General features: G+C 66.4%; 24 protein-coding genes. 8 read left to right on the forward strand and 16 right to left on the reverse strand.

The window, feature by feature from the left end:
* Positions 1–6 precede the first annotated feature (6 nt).
* The 4 genes from QQA13_RS13415 to QQA13_RS13430 form a co-directional block, all read right to left on the reverse strand.
* Positions 7–1,377: a pyridoxal-phosphate dependent enzyme gene (locus tag QQA13_RS13415; RefSeq protein WP_108470424.1), complete on the reverse strand. Its 1,371-nt coding sequence runs from the start codon at positions 1,375–1,377 to the stop codon at positions 7–9.
* A gap of 159 nt (positions 1,378–1,536) precedes the next feature.
* Positions 1,537–1,764: a YdcH family protein gene (locus QQA13_RS13420; protein ID WP_108470423.1), complete on the reverse strand. Its 228-nt coding sequence runs from the start codon at positions 1,762–1,764 to the stop codon at positions 1,537–1,539.
* A 352-nt stretch (positions 1,765–2,116) separates the two neighbouring features.
* A complete protein-coding gene (locus tag QQA13_RS13425) occupies positions 2,117–2,755 on the reverse strand; it encodes a hypothetical protein (protein ID WP_108470422.1) in 639 nt (212 codons plus the stop codon).
* Positions 2,752–3,312, reverse strand: coding sequence for a DUF4398 domain-containing protein (locus QQA13_RS13430; protein WP_108470421.1), 561 nt, complete (start codon positions 3,310–3,312; stop codon positions 2,752–2,754). The genes QQA13_RS13425 and QQA13_RS13430 overlap by 4 nt, the downstream gene beginning before the upstream one ends.
* 84 nt (positions 3,313–3,396) lie before the next feature.
* Between QQA13_RS13430 and QQA13_RS13435 the strand changes: the two genes are divergently transcribed.
* Positions 3,397–4,509, forward strand: coding sequence for a PilT/PilU family type 4a pilus ATPase (locus QQA13_RS13435; protein WP_108470420.1), 1,113 nt, complete (start codon positions 3,397–3,399; stop codon positions 4,507–4,509).
* Between the two features lie 74 nt (positions 4,510–4,583).
* Here the strand turns inward: QQA13_RS13435 and maiA are convergent, their stop codons facing one another.
* Positions 4,584–5,246 (reverse strand): maleylacetoacetate isomerase, encoded by a 663-nt coding sequence (maiA, locus tag QQA13_RS13440; RefSeq protein ID WP_108470419.1) that lies wholly within the window; start codon positions 5,244–5,246, stop codon positions 4,584–4,586.
* A gap of 185 nt (positions 5,247–5,431) precedes the next feature.
* Here maiA and QQA13_RS13445 point away from each other — a divergent pair, with 185 nt between their 5' ends.
* Together QQA13_RS13445 and QQA13_RS13450 are read left to right on the forward strand one after the other, a co-directional pair.
* On the forward strand, positions 5,432–6,601 hold the full coding sequence (locus tag QQA13_RS13445; protein ID WP_428992309.1) for a phosphoglycerate kinase: 1,170 nt from the start codon (positions 5,432–5,434) through the stop codon (positions 6,599–6,601).
* Positions 6,601–7,239, forward strand: a complete 639-nt coding sequence (locus QQA13_RS13450) for an HAD hydrolase-like protein (RefSeq protein ID WP_108470417.1) — start codon at positions 6,601–6,603, stop codon at positions 7,237–7,239. Before QQA13_RS13445 ends, QQA13_RS13450 begins: the two co-directional genes overlap by 1 nt.
* Before the next feature lie 66 nt (positions 7,240–7,305).
* Here QQA13_RS13450 and tkt read toward each other — a convergent pair whose 3' ends face one another.
* On the reverse strand, positions 7,306–9,315 hold the full coding sequence (tkt, locus tag QQA13_RS13455) for a transketolase (RefSeq protein WP_108470416.1): 2,010 nt from the start codon (positions 9,313–9,315) through the stop codon (positions 7,306–7,308).
* A 229-nt stretch (positions 9,316–9,544) separates the two neighbouring features.
* On the opposite strand from tkt, the gene QQA13_RS13460 reads away from it, so the two are divergent.
* Together QQA13_RS13460 and QQA13_RS13465 are read left to right on the forward strand one after the other, a co-directional pair.
* Positions 9,545–10,198: an outer membrane beta-barrel protein gene (locus QQA13_RS13460; protein ID WP_108470415.1), complete on the forward strand. Its 654-nt coding sequence runs from the start codon at positions 9,545–9,547 to the stop codon at positions 10,196–10,198.
* A gap of 168 nt (positions 10,199–10,366) precedes the next feature.
* Entirely contained in the window at positions 10,367–10,966 is a 600-nt protein-coding gene (locus QQA13_RS13465; RefSeq protein WP_108470414.1) for an outer membrane protein, read from the forward strand.
* A 127-nt stretch (positions 10,967–11,093) separates the two neighbouring features.
* Here the strand turns inward: QQA13_RS13465 and QQA13_RS13470 are convergent, their stop codons facing one another.
* The 5 genes from QQA13_RS13470 to QQA13_RS13490 all read right to left on the reverse strand — a co-directional run bounded on the left by QQA13_RS13470 (position 11,094) and on the right by QQA13_RS13490 (position 15,751).
* Positions 11,094–12,098, reverse strand: a complete 1,005-nt coding sequence (locus tag QQA13_RS13470) for a class I fructose-bisphosphate aldolase (RefSeq protein ID WP_108470413.1) — start codon at positions 12,096–12,098, stop codon at positions 11,094–11,096.
* A gap of 159 nt (positions 12,099–12,257) precedes the next feature.
* Positions 12,258–12,698, reverse strand: a complete 441-nt coding sequence (locus QQA13_RS13475) for an energy transducer TonB (RefSeq protein ID WP_108470412.1) — start codon at positions 12,696–12,698, stop codon at positions 12,258–12,260.
* Positions 12,699–12,741: 43 nt separating this feature from the next.
* Positions 12,742–13,302: a hypothetical protein gene (locus QQA13_RS13480; RefSeq protein ID WP_108470411.1), complete on the reverse strand. Its 561-nt coding sequence runs from the start codon at positions 13,300–13,302 to the stop codon at positions 12,742–12,744.
* Between the two features lie 56 nt (positions 13,303–13,358).
* Positions 13,359–14,834: a pyruvate kinase gene (gene pyk, locus QQA13_RS13485; RefSeq protein WP_108470410.1), complete on the reverse strand. Its 1,476-nt coding sequence runs from the start codon at positions 14,832–14,834 to the stop codon at positions 13,359–13,361.
* Positions 14,835–14,932: 98 nt separating this feature from the next.
* Entirely contained in the window at positions 14,933–15,751 is an 819-nt protein-coding gene (locus QQA13_RS13490; protein WP_108470409.1) for a S1/P1 nuclease, read from the reverse strand.
* Between the two features lie 165 nt (positions 15,752–15,916).
* On the opposite strand from QQA13_RS13490, the gene gap reads away from it, so the two are divergent.
* On the forward strand, positions 15,917–16,918 hold the full coding sequence (gap, locus tag QQA13_RS13495; protein WP_108470408.1) for a type I glyceraldehyde-3-phosphate dehydrogenase: 1,002 nt from the start codon (positions 15,917–15,919) through the stop codon (positions 16,916–16,918).
* A gap of 138 nt (positions 16,919–17,056) precedes the next feature.
* Here the strand turns inward: gap and fdxA are convergent, their stop codons facing one another.
* Entirely contained in the window at positions 17,057–17,380 is a 324-nt protein-coding gene (fdxA, locus tag QQA13_RS13500; protein ID WP_108470407.1) for a ferredoxin FdxA, read from the reverse strand.
* Between the two features lie 144 nt (positions 17,381–17,524).
* On the opposite strand from fdxA, the gene azu reads away from it, so the two are divergent.
* Together azu and QQA13_RS13510 are read left to right on the forward strand one after the other, a co-directional pair.
* A complete protein-coding gene (gene azu / locus QQA13_RS13505; RefSeq protein ID WP_108470406.1) occupies positions 17,525–17,971 on the forward strand; it encodes an azurin in 447 nt (148 codons plus the stop codon).
* A 99-nt stretch (positions 17,972–18,070) separates the two neighbouring features.
* Positions 18,071–18,481 carry a group III truncated hemoglobin gene (locus tag QQA13_RS13510; RefSeq protein ID WP_108470512.1) on the forward strand — a complete coding sequence of 137 codons (411 nt, stop codon included), beginning with the start codon at positions 18,071–18,073 and terminating at the stop codon, positions 18,479–18,481.
* Between the two features lie 3 nt (positions 18,482–18,484).
* Here the strand turns inward: QQA13_RS13510 and tpx are convergent, their stop codons facing one another.
* The 4 genes from tpx to QQA13_RS13530 form a co-directional block, all read right to left on the reverse strand.
* On the reverse strand, positions 18,485–18,985 hold the full coding sequence (tpx, locus tag QQA13_RS13515; RefSeq protein ID WP_108470405.1) for a thiol peroxidase: 501 nt from the start codon (positions 18,983–18,985) through the stop codon (positions 18,485–18,487).
* 26 nt (positions 18,986–19,011) lie between these two features.
* Complete coding sequence (locus QQA13_RS13520) at positions 19,012–19,449, reverse strand: CopD family copper resistance protein (RefSeq protein ID WP_108470404.1); 438 nt, start codon at positions 19,447–19,449, stop codon at positions 19,012–19,014.
* 87 nt (positions 19,450–19,536) lie between these two features.
* Positions 19,537–20,109 (reverse strand): SCO family protein, encoded by a 573-nt coding sequence (locus QQA13_RS13525; RefSeq protein ID WP_108470403.1) that lies wholly within the window; start codon positions 20,107–20,109, stop codon positions 19,537–19,539.
* 8 nt (positions 20,110–20,117) lie between these two features.
* Complete coding sequence (locus tag QQA13_RS13530; protein WP_108470402.1) at positions 20,118–20,882, reverse strand: formylglycine-generating enzyme family protein; 765 nt, start codon at positions 20,880–20,882, stop codon at positions 20,118–20,120.

A 20,882-nucleotide genomic window follows, 5' to 3' on the forward strand; every position in this document is an offset into this window, starting at 1 on the left:
GGGCGTTCAATCCACCTTGCGGCGCAGCCAGTTCAGCAGGTCGATGCGGGTGATCAGGCCGAGGAAGTCGTCGCCGTCGACCACGATGGCCACGTGGCCGCGCTCGAATACCGGCAGCAGCGATTCGACCGGCGAACGCACGTCGAGCATCTGCAGGTTGGTCATCATCGCGGTCGACACCGGATCGCGGAAGCGCGCGCCGTCGGCATGCACGTGGATCAGCACGTCGGACTCGTCGACGATGCCGACCAGCTTGCGCCCGTCCATCACCGGCAGCTGCGACACGTCGTACAGCTTCATGCGGTTGTACGCGGTGATCAGCAGCTCGTTCGGGCCGACCACCACCGTGTCACGCTGGGCGAACGGGCGCAGCAGCAGGTCGCGCAGGTCGCCGTGCTGCTCGCGTTCGATGAAACCGTTGTCGAGCATCCAGTAGTCGTTGTACAGCTTGGACAGGTACTTGTTGCCGGTGTCGCAGACCAGGGTCACCACCCGCTTCGGCGCGGCCTGCTCGTGGCAGTAGCGCAGCGCCGCGGCCACCAGCGTGCCGGTGGACGAGCCGCCCAGGATGCCCTCCTTCGCCAGCAATTCGCGCGCGGTGAGGAAGCTTTCCTTGTCGGGAATCGCGTAGGCCTTCTTGACCCGGGTGAAGTCGCTGATCGAGGGCAGGAAGTCCTCGCCGATGCCTTCCACCATCCAGCTGGCGGACTTGGTCGAGAGCGTGCCCTCGTTGATGTACTGCGCCAGGATCGAGCCGACCGGATCGGCCAGCACGAATTCCGTCTGCGGCGAGTGCGCGGCGAAGAACTTCGACAGCCCGCTCAGCGTGCCGGACGAGCCGCAGCCGACCACCACCGCGTCGACCTGGCCGTCCATCTGCTCGAGGATCTCCGGCCCGGTGGTGGCGATGTGCGCTGCCGGGTTGTCGGGGTTGCCGAACTGGTTGATGAAGTAGGCGCCGGGTGTTTCGCGGGCGATCCGCTCGGCCATGTCCTGGTAGTACTCCGGGTGGCCCTTGGCCACGTCGGAGCGGGTCAGCACCACCTCGGCGCCCATCGCCTTCAGGTTGAAGATCTTCTCGCGGCTCATCTTGTCCGGCACCACCAGGATCAGCCGGTAACCTTTCTGCTGCGCGACCAGCGCCAGGCCCAGGCCGGTGTTGCCGGCAGTGCCCTCGACCAGGATGTCGCCCGGGCGGATGCGGCCGTCCTTCTCGGCGCCCTCGATCATCGACAGGCCGATGCGGTCCTTGATCGAGCCGCCGGGGTTGGTGCTCTCCAGCTTGAGGAACAGCGAGCACGGCCCGGTGTCCAGGCGCTGCGCGCGCACCATCGGGGTACGTCCGATCAGTTCGAGGACACTCTGGTGGACCGTCATGGGGGCTCCGTCGCTGGGCGCAGCCGCGGGCGATACCGCCGCTGCAGGATCGCCATGATAACCGCTCGACCCGGCCGCACGCCGCAAACGCGGCGGCCCCGGCACCCTTCCCGATAGGCAGGGAAGAGCCCGGGGCCGCGTTCGCGTGAAGCAGCAGGGTCAGTGGATGAGGTGCGCCCGATCCACCCACATGCGCTCGAGTCGCGCCTTGGCCAGCAGTTTCTCCTTCTTCATGCTGGCGAGGGTGACATCGTCGATGGGCAGCACGCCGATATCGGCGTCGTGCACCTTGCTGTCGAGTTCCCGATGATGCTGGTAGAGCCGCCGGAATTCGGCGTCGGCCTTCATCAATGCCTCGACATCATCACGCTGCTGGTTTTCAAACATGATCCGACCTCCTCGCGAGTTGACGTGCGGATGCGACAGGAGCATCCGCAGACGATGAACGCATGCGCGCACCCCGCCACCCACGCCGGATGACCGGGACGCAGGGGAAGCATGAAAACGTGGGATAAGCGCATGGTTCGAGTCAGTGACCCACAAGGCCTGGATGCCTCGTGGGACTTCGACCCTACTCCGCCGCCAGAGGGGCCGCAAGCCTTTCGGAAGACTCTTCACGAAACCCGGAAATTCACGTGAAAAAGCTGTCAGAACAGTATTTTACAATTGACTGACCGAAGTCCCCGGCAATCCCGCCCGAGGCCGCGGCAGGGCGCAGTTGCGTCCTGCCGGGAGCGTCTCAGGGATGCTGTTTCGACGTGTCCGGGCCCGCCTCGGCGGCCTTGTCGGCTTCCATCTGCGAACGCATCGCCTTGGCCGCCTGGGCCGCCAGCTCGGCCTGGCGCTTGGCGGCCCTGGCCACCTTGCTCTGCGCCGCCGCCAGCTTTTTCGCCCGCTCGGCTTCGGCACGCGCCTGGTCGGCCGCCTGCGAGTATTCCTGTCCCTGTGCCTGCAACCGGGCGGCCTCTTCCTGCGCCAGCTGGTACTGCAGGCGCTGGCGCTCCAGTTCGCGCCGCGCCAGTTCAGCATCGCGCCGGCTGTTGTCGAGCAGGATCTGGTCGTGCTCGCGGTCGAGCTGGGTCAGCTTGAGCTGGGCGTCCTGCAGTTGCGCGGCAGTTTTGGCCAGATCGACCCGGCGCTCGGCCAGGTACAACGCGTGCGGCCGCTCGCGCGAGCTGGCCTGGGCCAGCCGGTTGATCGCGTCGCGGGCGCGCGCCTGTTCGGCCTGCGCGTAGCTGCCCATGCCGGGATCGTTGGCAAGCTGGTCGAGGCTGCCGGTCAACCGGCTGATGTCGATGTCGTCCTGCCGGGCGTGCGCCGACCCCAGGGTGGCCAGCACCAGAGCGACCGCGGCAAGGATGGCAGTGGAGCGCTTCATGGCTGGCCTCCATGGGAGTTCGCGGCGGGTTGCTGGACGGTGTCGGGTACGGTCTGGAAACCGTCAGCCGGCGGCGCGGACAGGACCGACGACGACGGCGCCGGCATGTCCGCGGGCGGCGCGACGCTGGACGGTGGCGGTGGTGACGGCGCCGCCTGGGCGGCGGCCGCGGCCTGTTCGCCCTGTTGCCGCAGGCGGGTGTTTTCCTGCACCTTGCTCTGGATCTGCGCCCGCGCCGCACCCAGCCGGGCCTTGGCCTGGGCCAGCTCGGCGTCGGCCCGCGACTCCTCGGCCAGGCTCGCCGCGTCGGCGTACTTGCGCTCGGCCATGGCCGCCTGCGCCAGCTGGAACTTGTCCTGCGCGAAGCCCAGGTCGACCGGCGCATAATCCGCCGCCCCCGCATCGCGGGCCATCTGCAGCTGGGTCTGCGCCATGTTCATCGAGTCATTCGGCGGCGGCACCGAGGCGCAGCCGGTCAGCGCCAGGGCCAGTACCAGGAAGGCCAGGGCCGTGCGGATACGGCGCGGGGATCCGGCCGGCGGGGAAAAGATGTACATCACAATCCTCATGGTGTGTCGCAGCGTATTGTGGGCAGGCATAATCCATCATTGCAACGCGCATTTCGCAAACAGGGGACTTTCGTGGATATCGGTTATTTCCTCAAGCTCATGGTAGACAAGGGCGCGTCGGACATGTTCCTGTCCACCGGCGCCCCGGTGAATATCAAGGTCGAGGGCAAGCTGTATCCGCTTGGCAACACCGGCCTGCCCGGCGGCATGGTCAAGAAGATCGCCTATTCGCTGATGGACGAGGGCCAGGTGCCGCAGTTCGAGCGCGACCTGGAGCTGAACATGGCGCTGGCGGTGAAGGAAGCCGGCCGTTTCCGCATCAACGTGTTCAAGCAGCGCGGCGAAGTGGGCATGGTGATCCGCGCGATCAAGAGCGAGATCCCCAGCATCGACCAGCTGCAGCTGCCCGGCATCTTCCGCGACCTGATCATGGAGCCGCGCGGGCTGATCCTGGTGGTCGGCGCCACCGGCTCGGGCAAGTCGACCACGCTGGCGGCGATGCTCGACCAGCGCAACACCAACTCGGCCGGCCACATCCTCACCATCGAGGATCCGATCGAATACCTGCACCGGCACAAGAAGTCGATCGTCAACCAGCGCGAGGTGGGGCTGGACACGCACAGCTACCACGAGGCACTGAAGAACGCGATGCGCGAAGCGCCGGACGTGATCATGATCGGCGAGATCCGCGACACCGACACGATGGAGGCGGCCATTGCCTTCTCCGAGACCGGCCACCTGTGCCTGGCCACGCTGCACTCCAACAACGCCGACCAGACGCTGGAGCGCATCCTCAACTTCTTCCCCGAATCGGCGCACAAGAACGTGCTGATGAACCTGGCGCTGAACCTGCGCGCGGTGATCAGCCAGCGCCTGGTGCTTGGCAAGGACGGCCGCCGCATCCCGGCCGCCGAAGTGCTGCTGAACACCCCGCTGATCCGCGACATGATCCGCCGCGGCCAGATCCACGAGATCAAGGAGGCGATGGACCGCAGCCTGCAGGAAGGCATGCAGACCTTCGACCAGTCGCTGTACAAGCTGTACAAGGAAGGCCGCGTGGAACTGGAAGAGGCGCTCAACAAGTCCGATTCGCGCGACGGCCTGGCGCTGAAGATCCGCCTCGCCGAAGGCGGTTCCGACAACCCGGAACTGGCCGGCAACGATCCGTACGGCATGGGCTTCTGAGTTGCGGGAAGCGGGAATGGAGAACAGCAACAGCGTGCCCCGCTCCTGACCCTTCCCTGTTCCCTACTCCCCGCTCAAGGCGCATCCGGCTGTGCTTCCGGCGCCGCGCGCTGGAACGCTTCCAGCTCGGTGCAGGAGTGATAGATGCGCGCGATGGTCGGGTAGTCGTCCAGCGGCAGCTTCCAGCGCAGCGCGTTGTAGACCTGCGGGACCAGGCACGCATCGGCCATGCCCGGCGTCTCGCCGTGGCAATAACGGCCGGTCGCCACGCTGTCGTGCAGGATCGCCTCGATCGCCTGGAAGCCCACGCCGATCCAGTGTCGCGACCACGCCGCACGCTGCTCCTCGTCGGCTCCGAACTGCGCTTCCAGCTGCTGCAGCACGCGCAGGTTGCCCAGCGGATGGATGTCGCAACACACCGCCATCGCCAGCGAGCGCACCTGCGCGCGGCCACGCGCATCGACCGGCAGCAGGGCCGTTTCCAGCTCCGGGTGCATCTCGTCGAGGTATTCCATGATCGCCAGCGACTGTGTGATCACGCGGTCGCCGTCGAGCAGGCAAGGCACCATTTCCTGCGGGTTGAGCACACGGTAATCGGCCGCATGCTGCTCGCCGCCGTCGCGCACCAGGTGCACCGGCCGCGTCTCGTACTCGAGCCCCTTCAGATTCAGCGCGATGCGCACGCGATACGCGGCACTGGAACGCCAGTAGCCATAGAGCACCAGACTGCCAGCCATGAGCCATCCCCCCTGACGGATACCGCAGTTTGCCACAGTGTGAACCGGGCGCATGGCGCGCCGCAACGCGTTCCGATGGCCACTGGCGTTTGCATCGATACCCGGCGGGCCGGACAATAGGCGGTTGCCGCCCCATCGGGGCGTTCCCGACCCATTACCGGAGTGCCGCCGTGTCAGTCATCCGCATGAGTGACCTCGATTTGCGCGACCAGCGCGTGCTGATCCGCGAAGACCTGAACGTGCCGATCGACGACCACGGCCGGATCACCTCCACCCAGCGCCTCGACGCCGCGCTGCCGACGATCCGCGCCGCCCGCGACGCCGGCGCCAAGGTGATGGTGATCTCGCACCTGGGCCGGCCCAAGGAAGGCCAGTTCGATGCCGAGTCCTCGCTGGCACCGGTGGCGCTGTGGCTGAGCAGCCAGCTGGACCAGCCGGTACGGCTGATAGCCGACTACCTGGTCAACGGCGTGGAGGTCGCGGCCGGCGACGTGGTGCTGCTGGAAAACTGCCGCATGAACGTCGGCGAGGGCAAGGACGACGAGGCGCTGGCAAAGAAGTACGCCGCGCTGTGCGACATCTTCGTGATGGACGCGTTCGGCACCGCGCACCGCGCGCAGGCCTCCACCCATGGCGTGATCAGGTACGCCCCGATCGCCGCCGCCGGCCCGCTGCTGTGTGCCGAACTGGACGCACTGGGCAAGGCGCTGGAACACCCGGCGCATCCGCTGCTGGCGATCGTGGCCGGCTCCAAGGTGTCGACCAAGCTGACCCTGCTCGACAACCTGATCGGCAAGGTCGACCAGTTGATCGTGGGCGGCGGCATCGCCAACACCTTCATCGCCGCGATGGGCCACTCGGTCGGCAACTCGCTGGTGGAGATGGATCTGCTCGACGCGGCGAAGAAGGTACTGGCCGACGCCAAACGCCGCGGCGCCGAGGTGCCGATGCCGGTCGACGTGGTAGTGGCGCCGGCGTTCTCCGCGCAGGCGCCGGCCACGATCAAGCCGGTCGACCAGGTCGGGCCGGACGAGATGATTCTCGACATCGGCCCGCAGACCGCCGCGCTGTATGCCGCGCTGATCGCCAGGGCCGGCACCGTGGTGTGGAACGGCCCGGTCGGCGTGTTCGAGTTCGACGCGTTCGGCAAGGGCACCGAGACGCTGGCGCGGGCGATTGCCGCGTCGAACGCGTTCTCGATCGCCGGCGGCGGCGATACCCTGGCCGCGGTCGACAAGTACGGCATCGCCGATCAGGTTTCCTACATCTCCACCGGCGGCGGCGCGTTCCTGGAGTTCCTCGAAGGCAAGGAACTGCCGGCGGTCACCGCGCTGAAGGCACGAGCCGCGAAGTAATGCTCTGCCTGTTCGACCTCGACGGCACCCTGATCGATTCCGAACACGGCATCACCACCTGCGTGAAACATGCGCTGGCGCGGCTGGACGTGCCGGTACCCGCACACGAGGAACTGCGCCGCTGGATCGGCCCGCCGTTGCGGCACAGCTTCGCGCCGCTGCTGGACCACGACGCCGAGCGCATCGAGGCGGCGGTGAAGTACTACCACGAGCGCTTCGACACGCTGGGCTGGCGCGAACACGCCGTCTATCCGGGTATCGAGGCACTGATCGGGCAGTTGCGCAGCGCCGGTCACCGGCTCGCCGTGGTCACCGGCAAGCCGCAACATCACGCCGCACCGATCGTCGAGCAACTGCCGTTCGGGGCGATGTTCGAACGCCTGTACGGCCCGCATCCCGGCAGCGCGCACAGCGAGAAGGCCACGATGATCGCCGAGGCACTGGCCGATTTCGGCACCGAACCGGCCGATGCGGTGATGATCGGCGACCGCCACTTCGACATCGACGGCGCGGTTGCCAACCAGGTGCGCGGCTTCGGTGTGCTGTGGGGTTTCGGCGGCCGCGCGGAACTGGAGCAGGCCGGCGCCGATGCCGTTGCGGCGACGCCGGACGAACTGGCCCGGCTGCTGTTCGCCTGAGCTTGCCGGTGCACAAAAAAAGCCGCGGCGTGCCGCGGCTTTTTTTGTGGCTGAAGGAACTCGCGCCTAGCGCACGACGCGCTTCACCGCATCGATCACGTGCGCCACGGTGAAACCGAAATGCTCGAACAGCTGCGGCGCGGGGGCGGAAGCGCCGAACGTAGTCATGCCGACCACCTCGCCGTCCAGGCCCACGTACTTGCGCCAGAAGTCGGCGGTCGCCGCCTCCACCGCCACACGGGCGCGGCACCAGAGCGGCAGCACGCCTTCGCGGTATTCCAGCGGCTGCGCGTCGAACACCTCGGTGCACGGCATCGACACCACGCGCACGGCCACGCCCTGCTGGGCCAGCGCGCGCGAGGCTTCCATCGCCAGCTCCACTTCCGAGCCGGTGGCGATCAGGATCGCCTGGAACTTCGTGTCCAGCGGATCAGACAGCACGTAACCGCCGCGCTGGATATCGGCCACCTGCTGCGCGCTGCGCTGCTGATGCCTGAGATTCTGCCGCGAGAAGATCAGGCACGACGGCGCGCCCTTGCGCTCGATTGCCGCCTTCCACGACGCGGCCGACTCCACCGCATCGCACGGACGCCACAGCTGGTTGTTCGGGATGTAGCGCAGGCTGGCCATGTGCTCGACCGGCTGATGGGTCGGGCCGTCCTCGCCCAGGCCGATCGAGTCGTGCGTGTAGACGTGGATGGCGTGGGCCGGGATCAGCGCGCTCATGCGCACCGCGTTGCGCGCGTAGTCGGAGAACACCAGGAAGGTGGCGTCATACGGAATGAAGCCGCCGTGCAGGGCAAGACCATTCGCGATCGCGGTCATGCCAAACTCGCGCACGCCGTAGTAGACGTAGTTGCCCTTGCCGCCGGCGCTGTCGCCGTTGCCGGCGTCGAGGCTGCCCTTCCACTTGGTGAGGTTGGAGCCGGCCAGGTCGGCCGAGCCGCCGATCAGCTCCGGCAGCAGCGGGCCGAACGCGTCCAGCGTCATCTGCGAGGCCTTGCGCGAGGCCACTTCCGGGCCTTCCGCCTGCAGCTTGGCGATATACGCCTGCGACTTCGCGGCCCAGTCCGCCGGCAGCTCGCCGCTCATGCGGCGGCTGAACTCAGCAGCCAGCTCCGGATGGGCGGCGGCGTATTTCGCGAAGGCGTCGTTCCATACCTGCTCGGCTTCGCTGCCCGCCTTGCGATGATCCCAGCCGGCATAAATGTCGGCCGGGATCTCGAACGGCGCGTACTTCCAGCCCAGTTGTTCGCGCGCAGCGGCGATCTCGTCCTTGCCCAGCGCGGCGCCGTGGCTTTCTTCCTTGCCCTGCTTGTTCGGCGCGCCAAAACCGATGATGGTCTTGGCGCAGATCAGGGTGGGCTTGTCGTGCTGCGCGGTGGCGCTGGCGATCGCTTTCTTGATGGCCTCGGCGTCATGCCCGTCGACGCCGCGGATCACGTTCCAGCCATAGGCCTCGAAGCGCGCCGGTGTGTCGTCGGTGAACCAGCCGTGCACTTCGCCGTCGATCGAGATGCCGTTGTCGTCGTAGATCGCCACCAGCTTGCCCAGCTGCCAGGTACCGGCCAGCGAGGCGACTTCGTGCGAGATGCCTTCCATCAGGCAACCGTCGCCGAGGAAGACGTAAGTGTGATGGTCGACCACGTCGTGACCGGGGCGGTTGAAATGCGCCGCCAGCACCTTCTCCGCCAGCGCAAAGCCCACCGCGTTGGCCAGGCCCTGGCCGAGCGGGCCGGTGGTGGTTTCCACTCCCGGCGTTTCGCTGGCTTCCGGGTGGCCGGCAGTCTTCGAATGCAACTGGCGGAAGCGCTTCAGCTGATCCATCGGCAGGTCGAAGCCGGTCAGGTGCAGCAGCGCGTACTGCAGCATCGAGCCGTGGCCGTTGGAGAGCACGAAGCGGTCGCGGTTGAACCACTTCGGATTGGCCGGATTGAAGTGGAGGAAATCGTTCCACAGCACCTCGGCGAGGTCGGCCATGCCCATCGGCATGCCCGGATGACCGGATTTGGCCGCTTCCACGGCGTCCATGGCAAGGGCTCGCACGGCATTGGCGAGTTCGCGGCGGGTGGTCATCGGGCAGTCTCCGGGGGGTGCAAAAGCGCCCATTGTCGCCGATCCGGCCCGGCGCTGTCGCCCACGACTGCGGAATTAATCACCGCTTAACCCCGCACCATACGGTTCGGCGAGCTTCAGCCTCGCCCCATTATCACTACGCCCCGCAGCGCCATCCCCGGGCGCTGCCCGACCGCGCGGGTCCTTTCCCATGACCGCCGGCCCGGTCCAAAAAAGAGGAGTACTCACCATGAAAAAGACACTTCTTGCACTCGCCATCACCTCCACTGCCCTGTGCACCCTGCCGGCCTTCGCGCAGGACAGCCAGGTCGCCCCGACCGCCACGGACAGCACGGCCACCGCCGGCGGCAATTTCCAGCCGTCCCAGCCAATCGGCAGCGGCAACTGGTTCATCAACGGCAGCGTCGGCCAGGCGCACATGCGCGTGGGCCCATACGCCGACCATCCGACCACCTACGCGCTCAACGGCGGCTATCGCTGGAAGGTCGGCCCGGACCTGGGCCTGGGCGTGGAGCTCGGCTACAACGACCTGGGCAACTTCAAGCTGAAGAATGCGTTCAACAGCAACGACGTCAACCTGACCGAGCGCCGCAACGCGCTGCGCGGCTGGACCGCCGGCGTCAACGGCAAGATCAATGTCTGGCAGGGCCTGTACGTCAGCGGCCGCACCGGCGTGTACGGCTGGCGCGGTCATGGCTACGCCAACCAGGACATCAACCGCCACAAGCTGGACCAGGTCGACTGGTACGCCGGCGTGGGTACCGGCTACGACTTCAGCGAGCACTTCGGGCTGGGTCTTTCGTACGACTACTACCGTGCGAACAAGGACCACATCAAGTTGAGTTCCGATACGGCGTCGCTGACCGCGGAATACCGCTTTTGAGGCCGGTGTCGAATTAACTCAAGCTTAATACTGAACTAACCGGTATTGAATCTTCCGGCATCCACCCCATCTAAGTACCCGGGTGCCACCGCCTCATTGGCAGCACACCACCAGCAGCGGCCATTCCCCCTGTGGGCCGACTGCCATGACAACAACTGGAGAAGCTCCATGACCATGAAAAAGACCCTGCTTGCCCTTGCCATCACCACCGCCGGCCTGCTGGCCGTTCCCGCCGTGTTCGCGCAGAGCGCGCCGACCCAAAGTGACGGCTGGTTCATCAACGGCAATATCGGCCGCACCGCCATCAACCAGGGGCCGTACGACGGCCATGACACCGGCTATGCCCTCAACGGTGGCTATCGCTGGTCGCTGGCGCCGAGCTTCGCGCTGGGCGCCGAGGTGGGTTACAACGACCTGGGCAACATCCATGCGAAGAACGTCTTCAACAGCCAGCCAGTGATCGCCCCGGGCAAATCCCAGCTACACGGCTGGACCGTCGGTGCGAATGCCCGCTACGACCTCAGCCCGGACTGGTACGTCGGCGGCCGCGCCGGCCTCTACAGCTGGACCGGCCACGGTCTGAGCAACGACATCAACCCGATCAACAAGAGCCTGAGTTCCAACAGCTGGTATGCCGGTGCCGGGGTGGGCTACAACCTCACCAGCAACCTCAGCGTCGGCCTGAACTACGACTACTTCGACGCGAGCAAGCGCAACGTCGACCTGAGCACCGACATGGTCTCGGTCAGCGCGGAATACCGCTTCTGATTGGTTGACCGATCACACGGAAAACGAAACGGGCACCTCACGGTGCCCGTTTCTTTTCTGAGCATTGCCACCAGGGATGGCTGCCCGTTTGATTCTCGCGATCATGGATGATCGCAGGAATAAACACTCAGCCGTTCCACTGCCCCAGCGCGGCCAGGCCGTTGTCACGCGCGCGCGCATGCACGGTCTTCTGCGCCTCGGCGTAGTTCGCCTTCATGTCCTTGGCCCACAGCTTCAGCGCCGCCTGCTGCATGGCGCGGCCGTAGGAGAACGACAGCGGCCACGGGTGCGGGCCGATCTGGTTCATCGCGTTCAGATGCGCGGTGGACTGCTGGTCGGTCTGGCCGCCGGAGAGGAACACGATACCCGGCAGCGAGGCCGGCACGGTGGACTTCAGCACGCGCACGGTGGCTTCGGCGACTTCCTCGACGTCGACCTGCTCGTCGCAATCCTTGCCCGGGATGACCATGCTGATCTTCAGGATGGTGCCTTCCAGCATCACGTTCTGCTCGTACAACGCGTTGAACAGGCTGCGCAGCACCGCTTCGTGCACTTCGTAGCTGACCTCGATGCTGTGGTCGCCGTCCATGATCACTTCGGGCTCGACCATCGGCACCAGGCCGGCTTCCTGGCACAGCGCGGCGTAACGGGCCAGCACGTGGCAGTTCGCCTCGATCGCGGTGGAGCTGGGGTTCTCTTCGGAGATGTTGATCACTGCACGCCACTTGGCGAACTGGGCACCCAGCTTCGCGTATTCCTGCAGGCGCTCGCGCAGGCCGTCGAGGCCCTCGGTGACCACGTCGCCGGGGAAGCCGGCCAGCGGCTGCGGGCCCTTGTCGACCTTGATGCCGGGGATGATGCCGAGCTTCTTCATCACCGCGGTGAACGGCACGCCGTCCTTGGTCGACTGGCGGATCGTCTCGTCATACAGGATCGCGCCGGAGATGTGCTCGTTCAGGCCCGGCGTGGTCAGCAGCAGCTCACGGTAGGCGCGGCGGTTTTCCTCGGTGTTCTCGATGCCGACCGCCTCGAAACGCTTCTTGATGGTGTTGGTCGACTCGTCGATGGCGATGATGCCCTTGCCGGGCGCGACCATCGCCAGGGCGATGCTTTCGAGATCTTCAATACTCATGACGACTCCGTGGTGCCGGGGCGTGGCCCGCCTGCATATGGTTGAAGCCGCCTCGGGGCCGAAGCGGCGCGGTTCAAAACGGCGATTATAGGCCAGATTGGCGGCCGCAAGCGCCAAGGCGCGGCGCGGCCGGACTACAGCTGGCTCAGGCGAACCGACTCACGGGGTGTAGCCGGGCAGCTTGCACTGGTCCATCAACTGCTGGCGCTGGGCCGTATCCCGGGGCGCGTTGAACGGCACGATGTAGTAGGTGGCGACCGGCTCGCCGATGCGGTTGGTCAGCGATGGGCCATAACGGAAATTGGCGACCGCACTGCGCGCCGCCGGACCGAGATCACTCTTCGGCGCCACCTTGACCACCTGCACGTTCATCGGCACACCGTCGGAACCGATCGTATAAGTCACTGCCGCGCAGCCGGGCTTGTCCAGGTTCAGCCCGCCGTTGGGCACGTCCATCTTCACCTGCGTATTGAGCAGGATCCAGTAGCGGTACAGGTCCTGCTGGTCGATCCGGCGCACCTGCGCCAGCACCGGCGCGACGAAGCCCAGCGCCAATGCCAGCAACAAAGCTTGGCGAAGCGGGCGAAACATGGATTTCATGGCGATCTCCTGGGCGGGGCGAAGAAACCCTCGTGCAGACAGTTTAGCTGTCCTGTGGGGTGTCCGCGTCAGTGTCAGTTTTTGCAACCATATAGTGTGGATAACCCCGCAAACGTTGGAACAGGGCGATCAGGCCACGCGAACCCAACATCAGCAAAATCCCCGCCACCACCATTACCCCATACTGAACCATCCAATGCCACTCGGCGACAGGCACAGTCTCCCCGGCACCGTCGTAGGACGCCTGGTGCAGCAACAGAAGAATCATCGTGCCATGGCCGAAGCAGCCAGCCACTCCGCTGATCGCCAGCCATGCGCCCAATACAGAGAACGCCACGTAGTGCAGTTGGTCGGCATGGATCGGACTTTCCAGGATTTCCTGCTGCTTGCCGCCCAACGCCCACCATGCCAACAAACTCGGACGCATCCACAGTACGAACGCGAGCAGCAAGGTGAAGGTTTCCATGAGCAGTGCCAGTAGCGGGTAATGCCAGTCACCGCTGTAAAAGAAGACGCCCGGAAGGCGTTCGAATACACCTACTGCCATCAACACCGCACCCAGCCGAATCGCCACGCAAAGCACGGTGTACAACGTGGTCTTCATCCCTTTTCCCCTGTGGCGGATTTCGTAACTTCAGGGTGCCCCAAGCCCGCGCTACATCACAGATCGCGCAGACTCTCGACCATGCCATCGGGGCCGACCGAGAGCAGCTTCAGCGTGTTGGTGCCGCCGACGTGGCCGACACGGTCGCCGTAGGTGATCACCACGCTGTCGCCCTCGACCAGCCTGCCCTTCTCGAACAGCAGCTGCACCGCGGCGCGGGTGGAGGCGGCCATGCTCTGCCGCTCGCCATGGTTGAACTCCACCGGCTGCACGTCGCGCAGCACCAGCATGCGCCGGCGCGCGGCGGCGGACGGCGACATGCCGTAGATCGGCACTGCGCTGCGATAGCGCGACAGCCACTGGGCGGTGGCGCCGGATTCGGTCAGCGCCACGATCGCCCGCACGCCGAGCTGGCCGGCCAGCACCATCGCGGCCAGTGCGATCGCCTGGTCGGTGCGGTTCATCTGGTGGCTGACGCTGGCCAGATCCTCCTTCGGCTCGAACTGGCGCTCGGCACCGAGGCAGATCCGCGTCATCGCCGACACCGCCTTGTCCGGGTGCGCGCCGGCGGCGGTCTCCTCCGACAGCATCACCGCGTCGGTGCCGTCGATCACCGCGTTGGCCACGTCGAGCACTTCGGCGCGGGTCGGGATCGGCGAGCGCACCATCGACTGCAGCATCTGCGTGGCGGTGATCACCGCGCGGTTGCGCTGCACCGTCTCGCGGATGATCTTCTTCTGCAGGCCGGGCAGCTCAGCGTCGCCGATCTCCACACCAAGGTCGCCGCGCGCCACCATCACCACGTCGGAGGCGTCGATGATCTCGCCCAGCACCGGGATCGCGTCGGCGCGCTCGATCTTCGCCACCAGCGCCGCGTTGCCGCCCGCCTCGTGCAGCAGGCGGCGGGCCTGGTGCATGTCCTCGGCCGAACGCACGAACGAGACGGCGAGGAAATCCGCGCCGATCTCGGCGGCCAGTTTGATGTCGGCCTTGTCCTTGTCCGACAGCGCGGTCACCGACAGTCCGCCGCCCTGCCGGTTGAGCCCCTTGCGATTGGACAGCTTGCCGCCGACCAGCACCTTGCAGCGCACCTCGGCACCGGCCACCTCCTGCACGGTCAGCGCGACCAGGCCGTCGTCCAGCAGCAGCACGTCGCCGGCATGCACGTCGTGCGGCAGGCCGTAGTAGCTCACGCCGACGCGGGTCGCATCGCCGGGCGGCGCGTCGGGGCGGCAATCGAGCACGAACGAGGCGCCGTCGGCGAGTTCCACCGGCCCGCCGGCGAAGGTCTCGATGCGGATCTTCGGCCCCTGCAGGTCGGCCAGGATGCCGACCTCGCGCCCGGCAGCCACCGACGCTGCCCGCACCGCCTTGGCGCGGGCGCGATGGTCGTCCGGCTGGCCGTGCGAGAGGTTCAGGCGGGCGACGTTGACGCCTTCGGCGATGATCTTCTCGAGCATGCCCGGCACGTCGGTGGCGGGGCCGAGGGTGGCGACGATCTTGGTACGGCGCAGCAGAGGGTTCGCATTCATGTGCCGAGGCTAGCAGAAGCTGCGCGGCGCGCCATTACCCTGCATTCGTATGCATACCGCCGATATGCGCCGACGCGCAGGCACCGCTTTCTTCGATGCTACCGCGCCAGGGCGAGGTTGAGCACCGCGGCCAGCCGTCGGCCGGCCTGGCGCAGGCGCAGCTCGGCTACCGGCCGCCAGCTCGCCACGTAGGCCGGATCGATCTTGTGCCCGTCCGGATAGAAGCCGGCCTCGGCGGTGATCCGGCAGGACTCCTCGGCCCACTGCGCGTAGGGATCGTCCAGCGGCGCGATCGGCGCCGGCAGGTTGACCGGCATGGCCGCGTCGAGCTGCTGCGCGTAGGCCTGCCAGTCGAGCCCGCGGCCGGACAACATGCCCGAATCCCACACTTTGTGCAGGTTGCTGCCCCTGCCGTCGAACTGCACCTGGTACGTGTTGCCGCCCTTGTCGTCGCGGCAGCCGGCGTGCAGCGGCTGGTGGATGTCGCCGACGAAATGCACCACGAACTTCAGCGCCTCGCGCCGGGCGGCGTCCGGCTGGCTGCGGTCGCCCAGCACGTCCACGTAATGCTGCAACCCGGCCACCACGCAACGGTCGTCACGGCAGTCGCGCGGCGGCACGTAGTCGCAGGCGCTGCCACCATGGAAGTTGACGTAGTGCTGGCTGCGCGTCTGCTTCCACAGCGTCACCTGCGCCGGGTCATCCTGGATCTGGTCGGCCCAGTTGGCCACGTCGGCCAGCGAACGTGTGTGCTCCGGCGCCAGCAAGCGCTCCAGCGCGGCCTCGGCGAGCGGATCGAGGTGCCGTTGCGCCAGTTCGGCGACCACACGATGACCGAGCGGCCCCCAGGCCTGCACCGACGGCGCGACCGCGAACATAAGGGCCGCGAAGACCAGTGAACGGCTTGAAACGGGCATGGCAGCTGCCGGTGCAAAAGCGGCAGTCTGCCACAGCGGCGATCGGGCGCGGGCCATCCGGGCGCTTTCATTGTAAGATTTCGCGGCTGAAACACCGGCGCCGCGACCCGCGGCTGCCCATCCGCCATCACACATTCCCAATCGCCCTCAGGAGGACATTACCTCATGACCATCAAGGTCGGCATCAACGGCTTTGGCCGCATCGGTCGCAACGTGCTGCGCGCAGCCGTACAGAACTTCGGCAACGACATCGAGATCGTGGCGATCAACGACCTGCTGGAGCCGGACTACCTCGCCTACATGCTGAAGCACGACTCCGTGCACGGTCGCTTCGAGGGTGACGTGAAGGTCGATGGCGGCCACCTGGTGGTCAATGGCAAGCGCATCCGCCTGACCCAGGAGCGCGACCCGGCCAACCTGAAGTGGAACGAGGTGAACGCCGACGTGGTGATCGAATCCACCGGCCTGTTCCTGGACAAGGCCAGCGCGCAGAAGCACCTGGACGCGGGCGCGAAGAAGGTGATCCTGTCGGCGCCGTCCAAGGACGACACGCCGATGTTCGTCTACGGCGTCAACGACGGGAAATACGCCGGCGAGGCGATCATCTCCAACGCCAGCTGCACCACCAACTGCCTGGCGCCGGTGGCCAAGGTGCTCAACGACAAGTGGGGTATCAAGCGCGGCCTGATGACCACCGTGCACGCCGCCACCGCCACGCAGAAGACCGTGGACGGCCCGAGCAACAAGGACTGGCGTGGCGGCCGCGGCATCCTGGAGAACATCATTCCCTCGTCCACCGGCGCGGCCAAGGCCGTCGGCGTGGTGATCCCCGAGCTCAACAAGAAGCTCACCGGCATGAGCTTCCGCGTGCCGACCTCGGACGTGTCGGTGGTCGACCTCACCGTGGAGCTGGAGAAGGACGCCAGCTACGCCGAGATCTGCGCCGAGATGAAGGCGCAGTCCGAAGGCCCGCTGAAGGGCATCCTCGGCTACACCGAGGACAAGGTGGTGGCCACCGACTTCCGCGGCGACGCGCGCACCTCGATCTTCGACGCCGGCGCCGGCATCGCGCTGGACGACAGCTTCGTCAAGCTGGTCAGCTGGTACGACAACGAGTGGGGCTACTCGAACAAGTGCCTGGAAATGGTGCGGGTAGTGGCGAAGTAAGCCGGGAGCACTCCTCGCGATCATTCCTGATCGCGAGAGTCCAATGGGCGGCCATCGGTGGCCGCACTTTTCCAACAAAAAAGCCGGGCATCGCCCGGCTTTTTTGTCCCCCTTGATGCGGACTCCTGCAGGTGAACGTCAGCGCTTCAGCAGCGGCAGCTTGTCCGGTACGCCGTCCCACTTGTCGGCGTCTTCCATCGACGGGATCTTGCTGGTCAGCACCGGCCACTCCCTGGCCAGCTCGGCGTTGATCGAGAGGAAGACTTCCTGGCCGGCCGGCACGTCGAGTTCGGGGAAGATCGCGCCGACCGGGCACTCCTCCACGCACAACGTGCAGTCGATGCATTCGTCCGGGTCGATCACCAGGAAGTTCGGCCCCGCGTGGAAGCAGTCGACCGGGCACACCTCGACGCAGTCGGTGTGCTTGCAGTTGATGCAGTTCTCGGTGACGACGTGCGTCATCATGCCTCCTTCCGGCACCTGCCGGCGATGGTTAGAGTCTCCTCGACGACAGCTGTCTCGGCAATGACCCAGATCAGTGCCCGCCGCGCGCTGCCATCGCAGAATTCACTTGAACCCTGCCACTTTCTCTTGGAGCGATACATCATGCGTAAACTGATTGCCATTGCCCTGCTCGGCCTGCTCTCCACCCCGTTGATGGCCGCCGAGTGCGCGACCACCGTCGAGGCCAGCGACGCCATGCAGTTCAACACCAAGACCATCACCGTGCCGAAGACCTGCAAGACCTTCAAGGTGACCCTGAAGCACACCGGCAAACTGCCGGTCACCGCGATGGGCCACAACTGGGTGCTTGCGCACAGCGCTGACGAATCCGGCGTGATTTCCGACGGCATGAAGGCCGGCGCCGCCAACAGCTACGAGAAGCCGGGCGACGTGCGCATCATCGCGCACACCAAGCTGATCGGCGGCGGCGAGTCCGACACGGCCACGATCAACGTGGCCAAGCTCAAGGCCGGCGAGCAGTACGCCTACTTCTGCACCTTCCCCGGCCACGCCGCGCTGATGAAGGGCACGCTGAGCCTGGGCCAGTAAGCTTCACGGACCAGCAACGCATCCGGCCGTCATGGCCGGGTGCGTTTTTTTGTTGCCGGCCCCTTACATCGTTCCGCGCACGGATCCACCATGTCCAGCATGAACCCGCAGTCGCCACTGGACGAACCAGCCATCGCCAGGCTGGTCGACCATTTCTACGAGAAGGTGCGGCGCGATCCTCAGATCGGCCCGGTCTTCAACGCGGCCGTGCACGACTGGGACGAACACAAGCGCCTGCTGACCTCGTTCTGGGCCTCGGTGGCACTGCGCGCGGGCAGCTACCGCGGCAATCCGATGGGCGCGCACCGGCCGCATCCGATCCGCGCCGAGCACTTCGACCGCTGGCTCGCACTGTGGCGCGAAACCACCCTCGAGGAACTGGACGAGGCCAGTGCCGCACTGATGCTGGAATACGCCGAACGCATCGGCCGCAGCCTCAAGCTGGGCCTTGGCCTGCATCCGCAGGCGCAACCGTTCGGCGTGCCGATCGTGGGCGTCGGCAAACCATAGGCCTCAGCCCAGCGCCTTCAGCGCCGCGTCGTAGTTCGGCTCGTGACCGATCTCGCTGACCAGCTCGGCGTGCAGCACCTTGTCGTGGCCGTCCAGCACCAGCACCGCACGCGCGGCCAGCCCGGCCAGCGGACCGCTGGCGATCGCCACGCCGTAGTCGTTGAGGAACTGGCGCCCGCGCATCAGCGACAGGTTGGTCACCCGCTCCAGTCCCTCGGCACCGCAGAAGCGCGCCTGGGCGAACGGCAGGTCGGCCGAGATGCACAGCACCACGGTATTGTCGAGCTTGCCGGCCAGTTCGTTGAAGCGGCGCACCGAGGCGGCGCATACGCCGGTATCGACGCTGGGGAAGATGTTCAACACCTTGCGCTTGCCGGCGAAGCCGGACAGCGCCACATCGGACAGGTCGGCGCCGACCAGGCTGAATGACGGCGCGGTCGAACCGACCGCGGGAAACTGGCCGTCGACACTGATCGGCTGGCCTTTGAATGTGACGTGGGACATCGTGCACCTCGTGTGTGGATGGATGGCTACAAGTAGAACATGGTCTTGGCCAGGAAGACGATGCCCACCATCAGGCCCAGCACCACGCGATGGGTGTGCCGGAACCGGCAGACATCCATCTTGCCGCTGCGCATCGCCCACATCGCGTTGACGAACACGCCCAGCACGCCGAACGCCAGCAACACCTTCAGCAAGAGCCAGTTGCCGAAGCGGCTACCCACGCAGGACAAGCCGTCGCAACGGATGTCGAACAGCACGAAGCCGCTGGCGAACAGCAGCACCACGATCACCGGCATGAACCGGCGCACACGCGCCATGATCGACTGTTCGATGCGCTGCATGGTGGCCGTGTCGAAATGCCGATGCAGTGACTCGACCACCAGCACCTCGAACGCCACCGCGCCGACGAACACGATGGCGCATGCCAAATGCACCAGCACGATCCACGGATACCAGGCAACCATGCTGCATCTCCCGAAGCTTTCCGGGAAGTCTGCGCGCGGCCAGCCACCGCCGCGCTGACATGGATCAGGCTGTGGGAGACACCGGCTTCAGCCGTGCGGCTGCGCGACCACCTTGCGGATCGCTTCCACGAACCCGGGATCGAGTTTGCCGATCCGCGTGGTACGCGCGGCGATGCGGCCGTCGGCATCAAGCAGGATCAGTTCGCTCGAATGGTTGAACTCGCCGTCGGGCAGTTGCCGGTACTGCAGGCCGAGCACGCCGGACAGCTGGCGCACCTGCGCCGGCTCGGCGCGCGCCAGGGTCCAGATGCGCGGGTCGAGCTTGCGCTTCTCCGCGTAGCTCTTCAACGTGGCCACGTCGTCGCGCGCCGGATCGAAGCTCACCGCGAGCAGGTCGATGCGTGCGCGCGTGGCCGGGTCCAGCGCATTGCGGGTAAGCCGCAGGCTGTCGATGATCATCGGGCAGACCATCTGGCAGGAGGTGTAGAACATCGTCACCAGCTGCGGACGGCCGCGCCGCTCGGCCAGCGTCTGCCGGTGGCCGTCCTGATCGGTCAGCTGCAGCGGCAGGTTGTAGACGGAGTCGCCGGGCAGCGGCGTGGCCGCTCGCGCGCCACCGAACAGCAGGAGCATCGCGAGCAGGGGCAACAGGCGTTTCATGCATGACCTCACTGGGGCTTCGCGCAACGGAAGCCCATGTTGTTGGTGGTGTCGGCGGCCTTCAGCGCGGACAGCATGGCGACGCGCATGAGTACCGCGTAGTTCTCCTTCTCCTGCAGGCTGATCGCGCCAGCACCGCAGAACTTCAATACGTCGGGGTCGTTCTGATCGCGGCTGTCGCTGGCCACCAGCAGCGCGTTGAAGTCGTCCACCCACTCCCACACCGGCTGCGTGATGTCGCGCACGCCGTAGGCGTTGGGTGCGCCGCCGATGGCCGGCAGCGGCGCATTGGACGGGCGCGAGTACCAGGCCAGCAGGTTCTCGCGCCAGGCCGGGTCGCTGCGCGCGTCGCGGCGGGTGGCGTCGGCCGCCGCCGCATACTCCCACTCGTACCAGCTGGGCAGGCGCGCGCCTTCGCTCTCGCAGTACGCCTGGGCGGCGAACCAGCTGATCCGGGTCACCGGCTGCCTGGGCAGCACCTCGCTGCCCAACATCTCGGCACCGGCCCAGTGGCTGAGGTAGCGCTGGTCGGCAAGAATGCTGGCGACACGATCGCGACGCCATTCGGGATGGGCCTTCACGAAGGCCAGGAATTCGGCATTGGTGACCGGCTCGGTGCGCAGGCGATACGGCGCGATCTGTGCCGGCGCCGTCTTGCCATCGGCCGGCAACACGCTGGCGAAGGTACCTCCCGGCAGGGCGACATAATCCGCCGCCACTGCCGGCAGTGCCAGCATCAGGCCGAGCAGGGCCAGTGCCAGTCTTGCATGCAT

The sequence above is a fragment of the Rhodanobacter thiooxydans genome (assembly GCF_030291135.1).
Classification (GTDB): domain Bacteria; phylum Pseudomonadota; class Gammaproteobacteria; order Xanthomonadales; family Rhodanobacteraceae; genus Rhodanobacter; species Rhodanobacter thiooxydans_A.

Bases quoted from the DNA above. Each gene is read 5' to 3' on its own strand.
- QQA13_RS13415 (WP_108470424.1), bottom strand. From the start codon at position 1,377: ATGACGGTCCACCAGAGTGTCCTCGAACTGATCGGACGTACCCCGATG.
- QQA13_RS13420 (WP_108470423.1), bottom strand. From the start codon at position 1,764: ATGTTTGAAAACCAGCAGCGTGATGATGTCGAGGCATTGATGAAGGCC.
- QQA13_RS13425 (WP_108470422.1), bottom strand. From the start codon at position 2,755: ATGAAGCGCTCCACTGCCATCCTTGCCGCGGTCGCTCTGGTGCTGGCC.
- QQA13_RS13430 (WP_108470421.1), bottom strand. From the start codon at position 3,312: ATGTACATCTTTTCCCCGCCGGCCGGATCCCCGCGCCGTATCCGCACG.
- maiA (WP_108470419.1), bottom strand. From the start codon at position 5,246: ATGGCTGGCAGTCTGGTGCTCTATGGCTACTGGCGTTCCAGTGCCGCG.
- QQA13_RS13445 (WP_428992309.1), top strand. From the start codon at position 5,432: ATGAGTGACCTCGATTTGCGCGACCAGCGCGTGCTGATCCGCGAAGAC.
- QQA13_RS13450 (WP_108470417.1), top strand. From the start codon at position 6,601: ATGCTCTGCCTGTTCGACCTCGACGGCACCCTGATCGATTCCGAACAC.
- tkt (WP_108470416.1), bottom strand. From the start codon at position 9,315: ATGACCACCCGCCGCGAACTCGCCAATGCCGTGCGAGCCCTTGCCATG.
- QQA13_RS13460 (WP_108470415.1), top strand. From the start codon at position 9,545: ATGAAAAAGACACTTCTTGCACTCGCCATCACCTCCACTGCCCTGTGC.
- QQA13_RS13465 (WP_108470414.1), top strand. From the start codon at position 10,367: ATGACCATGAAAAAGACCCTGCTTGCCCTTGCCATCACCACCGCCGGC.
- QQA13_RS13470 (WP_108470413.1), bottom strand. From the start codon at position 12,098: ATGAGTATTGAAGATCTCGAAAGCATCGCCCTGGCGATGGTCGCGCCC.
- QQA13_RS13475 (WP_108470412.1), bottom strand. From the start codon at position 12,698: ATGAAATCCATGTTTCGCCCGCTTCGCCAAGCTTTGTTGCTGGCATTG.
- QQA13_RS13480 (WP_108470411.1), bottom strand. From the start codon at position 13,302: ATGAAGACCACGTTGTACACCGTGCTTTGCGTGGCGATTCGGCTGGGT.
- pyk (WP_108470410.1), bottom strand. From the start codon at position 14,834: ATGAATGCGAACCCTCTGCTGCGCCGTACCAAGATCGTCGCCACCCTC.
- QQA13_RS13490 (WP_108470409.1), bottom strand. From the start codon at position 15,751: ATGCCCGTTTCAAGCCGTTCACTGGTCTTCGCGGCCCTTATGTTCGCG.
- gap (WP_108470408.1), top strand. From the start codon at position 15,917: ATGACCATCAAGGTCGGCATCAACGGCTTTGGCCGCATCGGTCGCAAC.
- fdxA (WP_108470407.1), bottom strand. From the start codon at position 17,380: ATGACGCACGTCGTCACCGAGAACTGCATCAACTGCAAGCACACCGAC.
- azu (WP_108470406.1), top strand. From the start codon at position 17,525: ATGCGTAAACTGATTGCCATTGCCCTGCTCGGCCTGCTCTCCACCCCG.
- QQA13_RS13510 (WP_108470512.1), top strand. From the start codon at position 18,071: ATGAACCCGCAGTCGCCACTGGACGAACCAGCCATCGCCAGGCTGGTC.
- tpx (WP_108470405.1), bottom strand. From the start codon at position 18,985: ATGTCCCACGTCACATTCAAAGGCCAGCCGATCAGTGTCGACGGCCAG.
- QQA13_RS13520 (WP_108470404.1), bottom strand. From the start codon at position 19,449: ATGGTTGCCTGGTATCCGTGGATCGTGCTGGTGCATTTGGCATGCGCC.
- QQA13_RS13525 (WP_108470403.1), bottom strand. From the start codon at position 20,109: ATGAAACGCCTGTTGCCCCTGCTCGCGATGCTCCTGCTGTTCGGTGGC.
- QQA13_RS13530 (WP_108470402.1), bottom strand. From the start codon at position 20,882: ATGCATGCAAGACTGGCACTGGCCCTGCTCGGCCTGATGCTGGCACTG.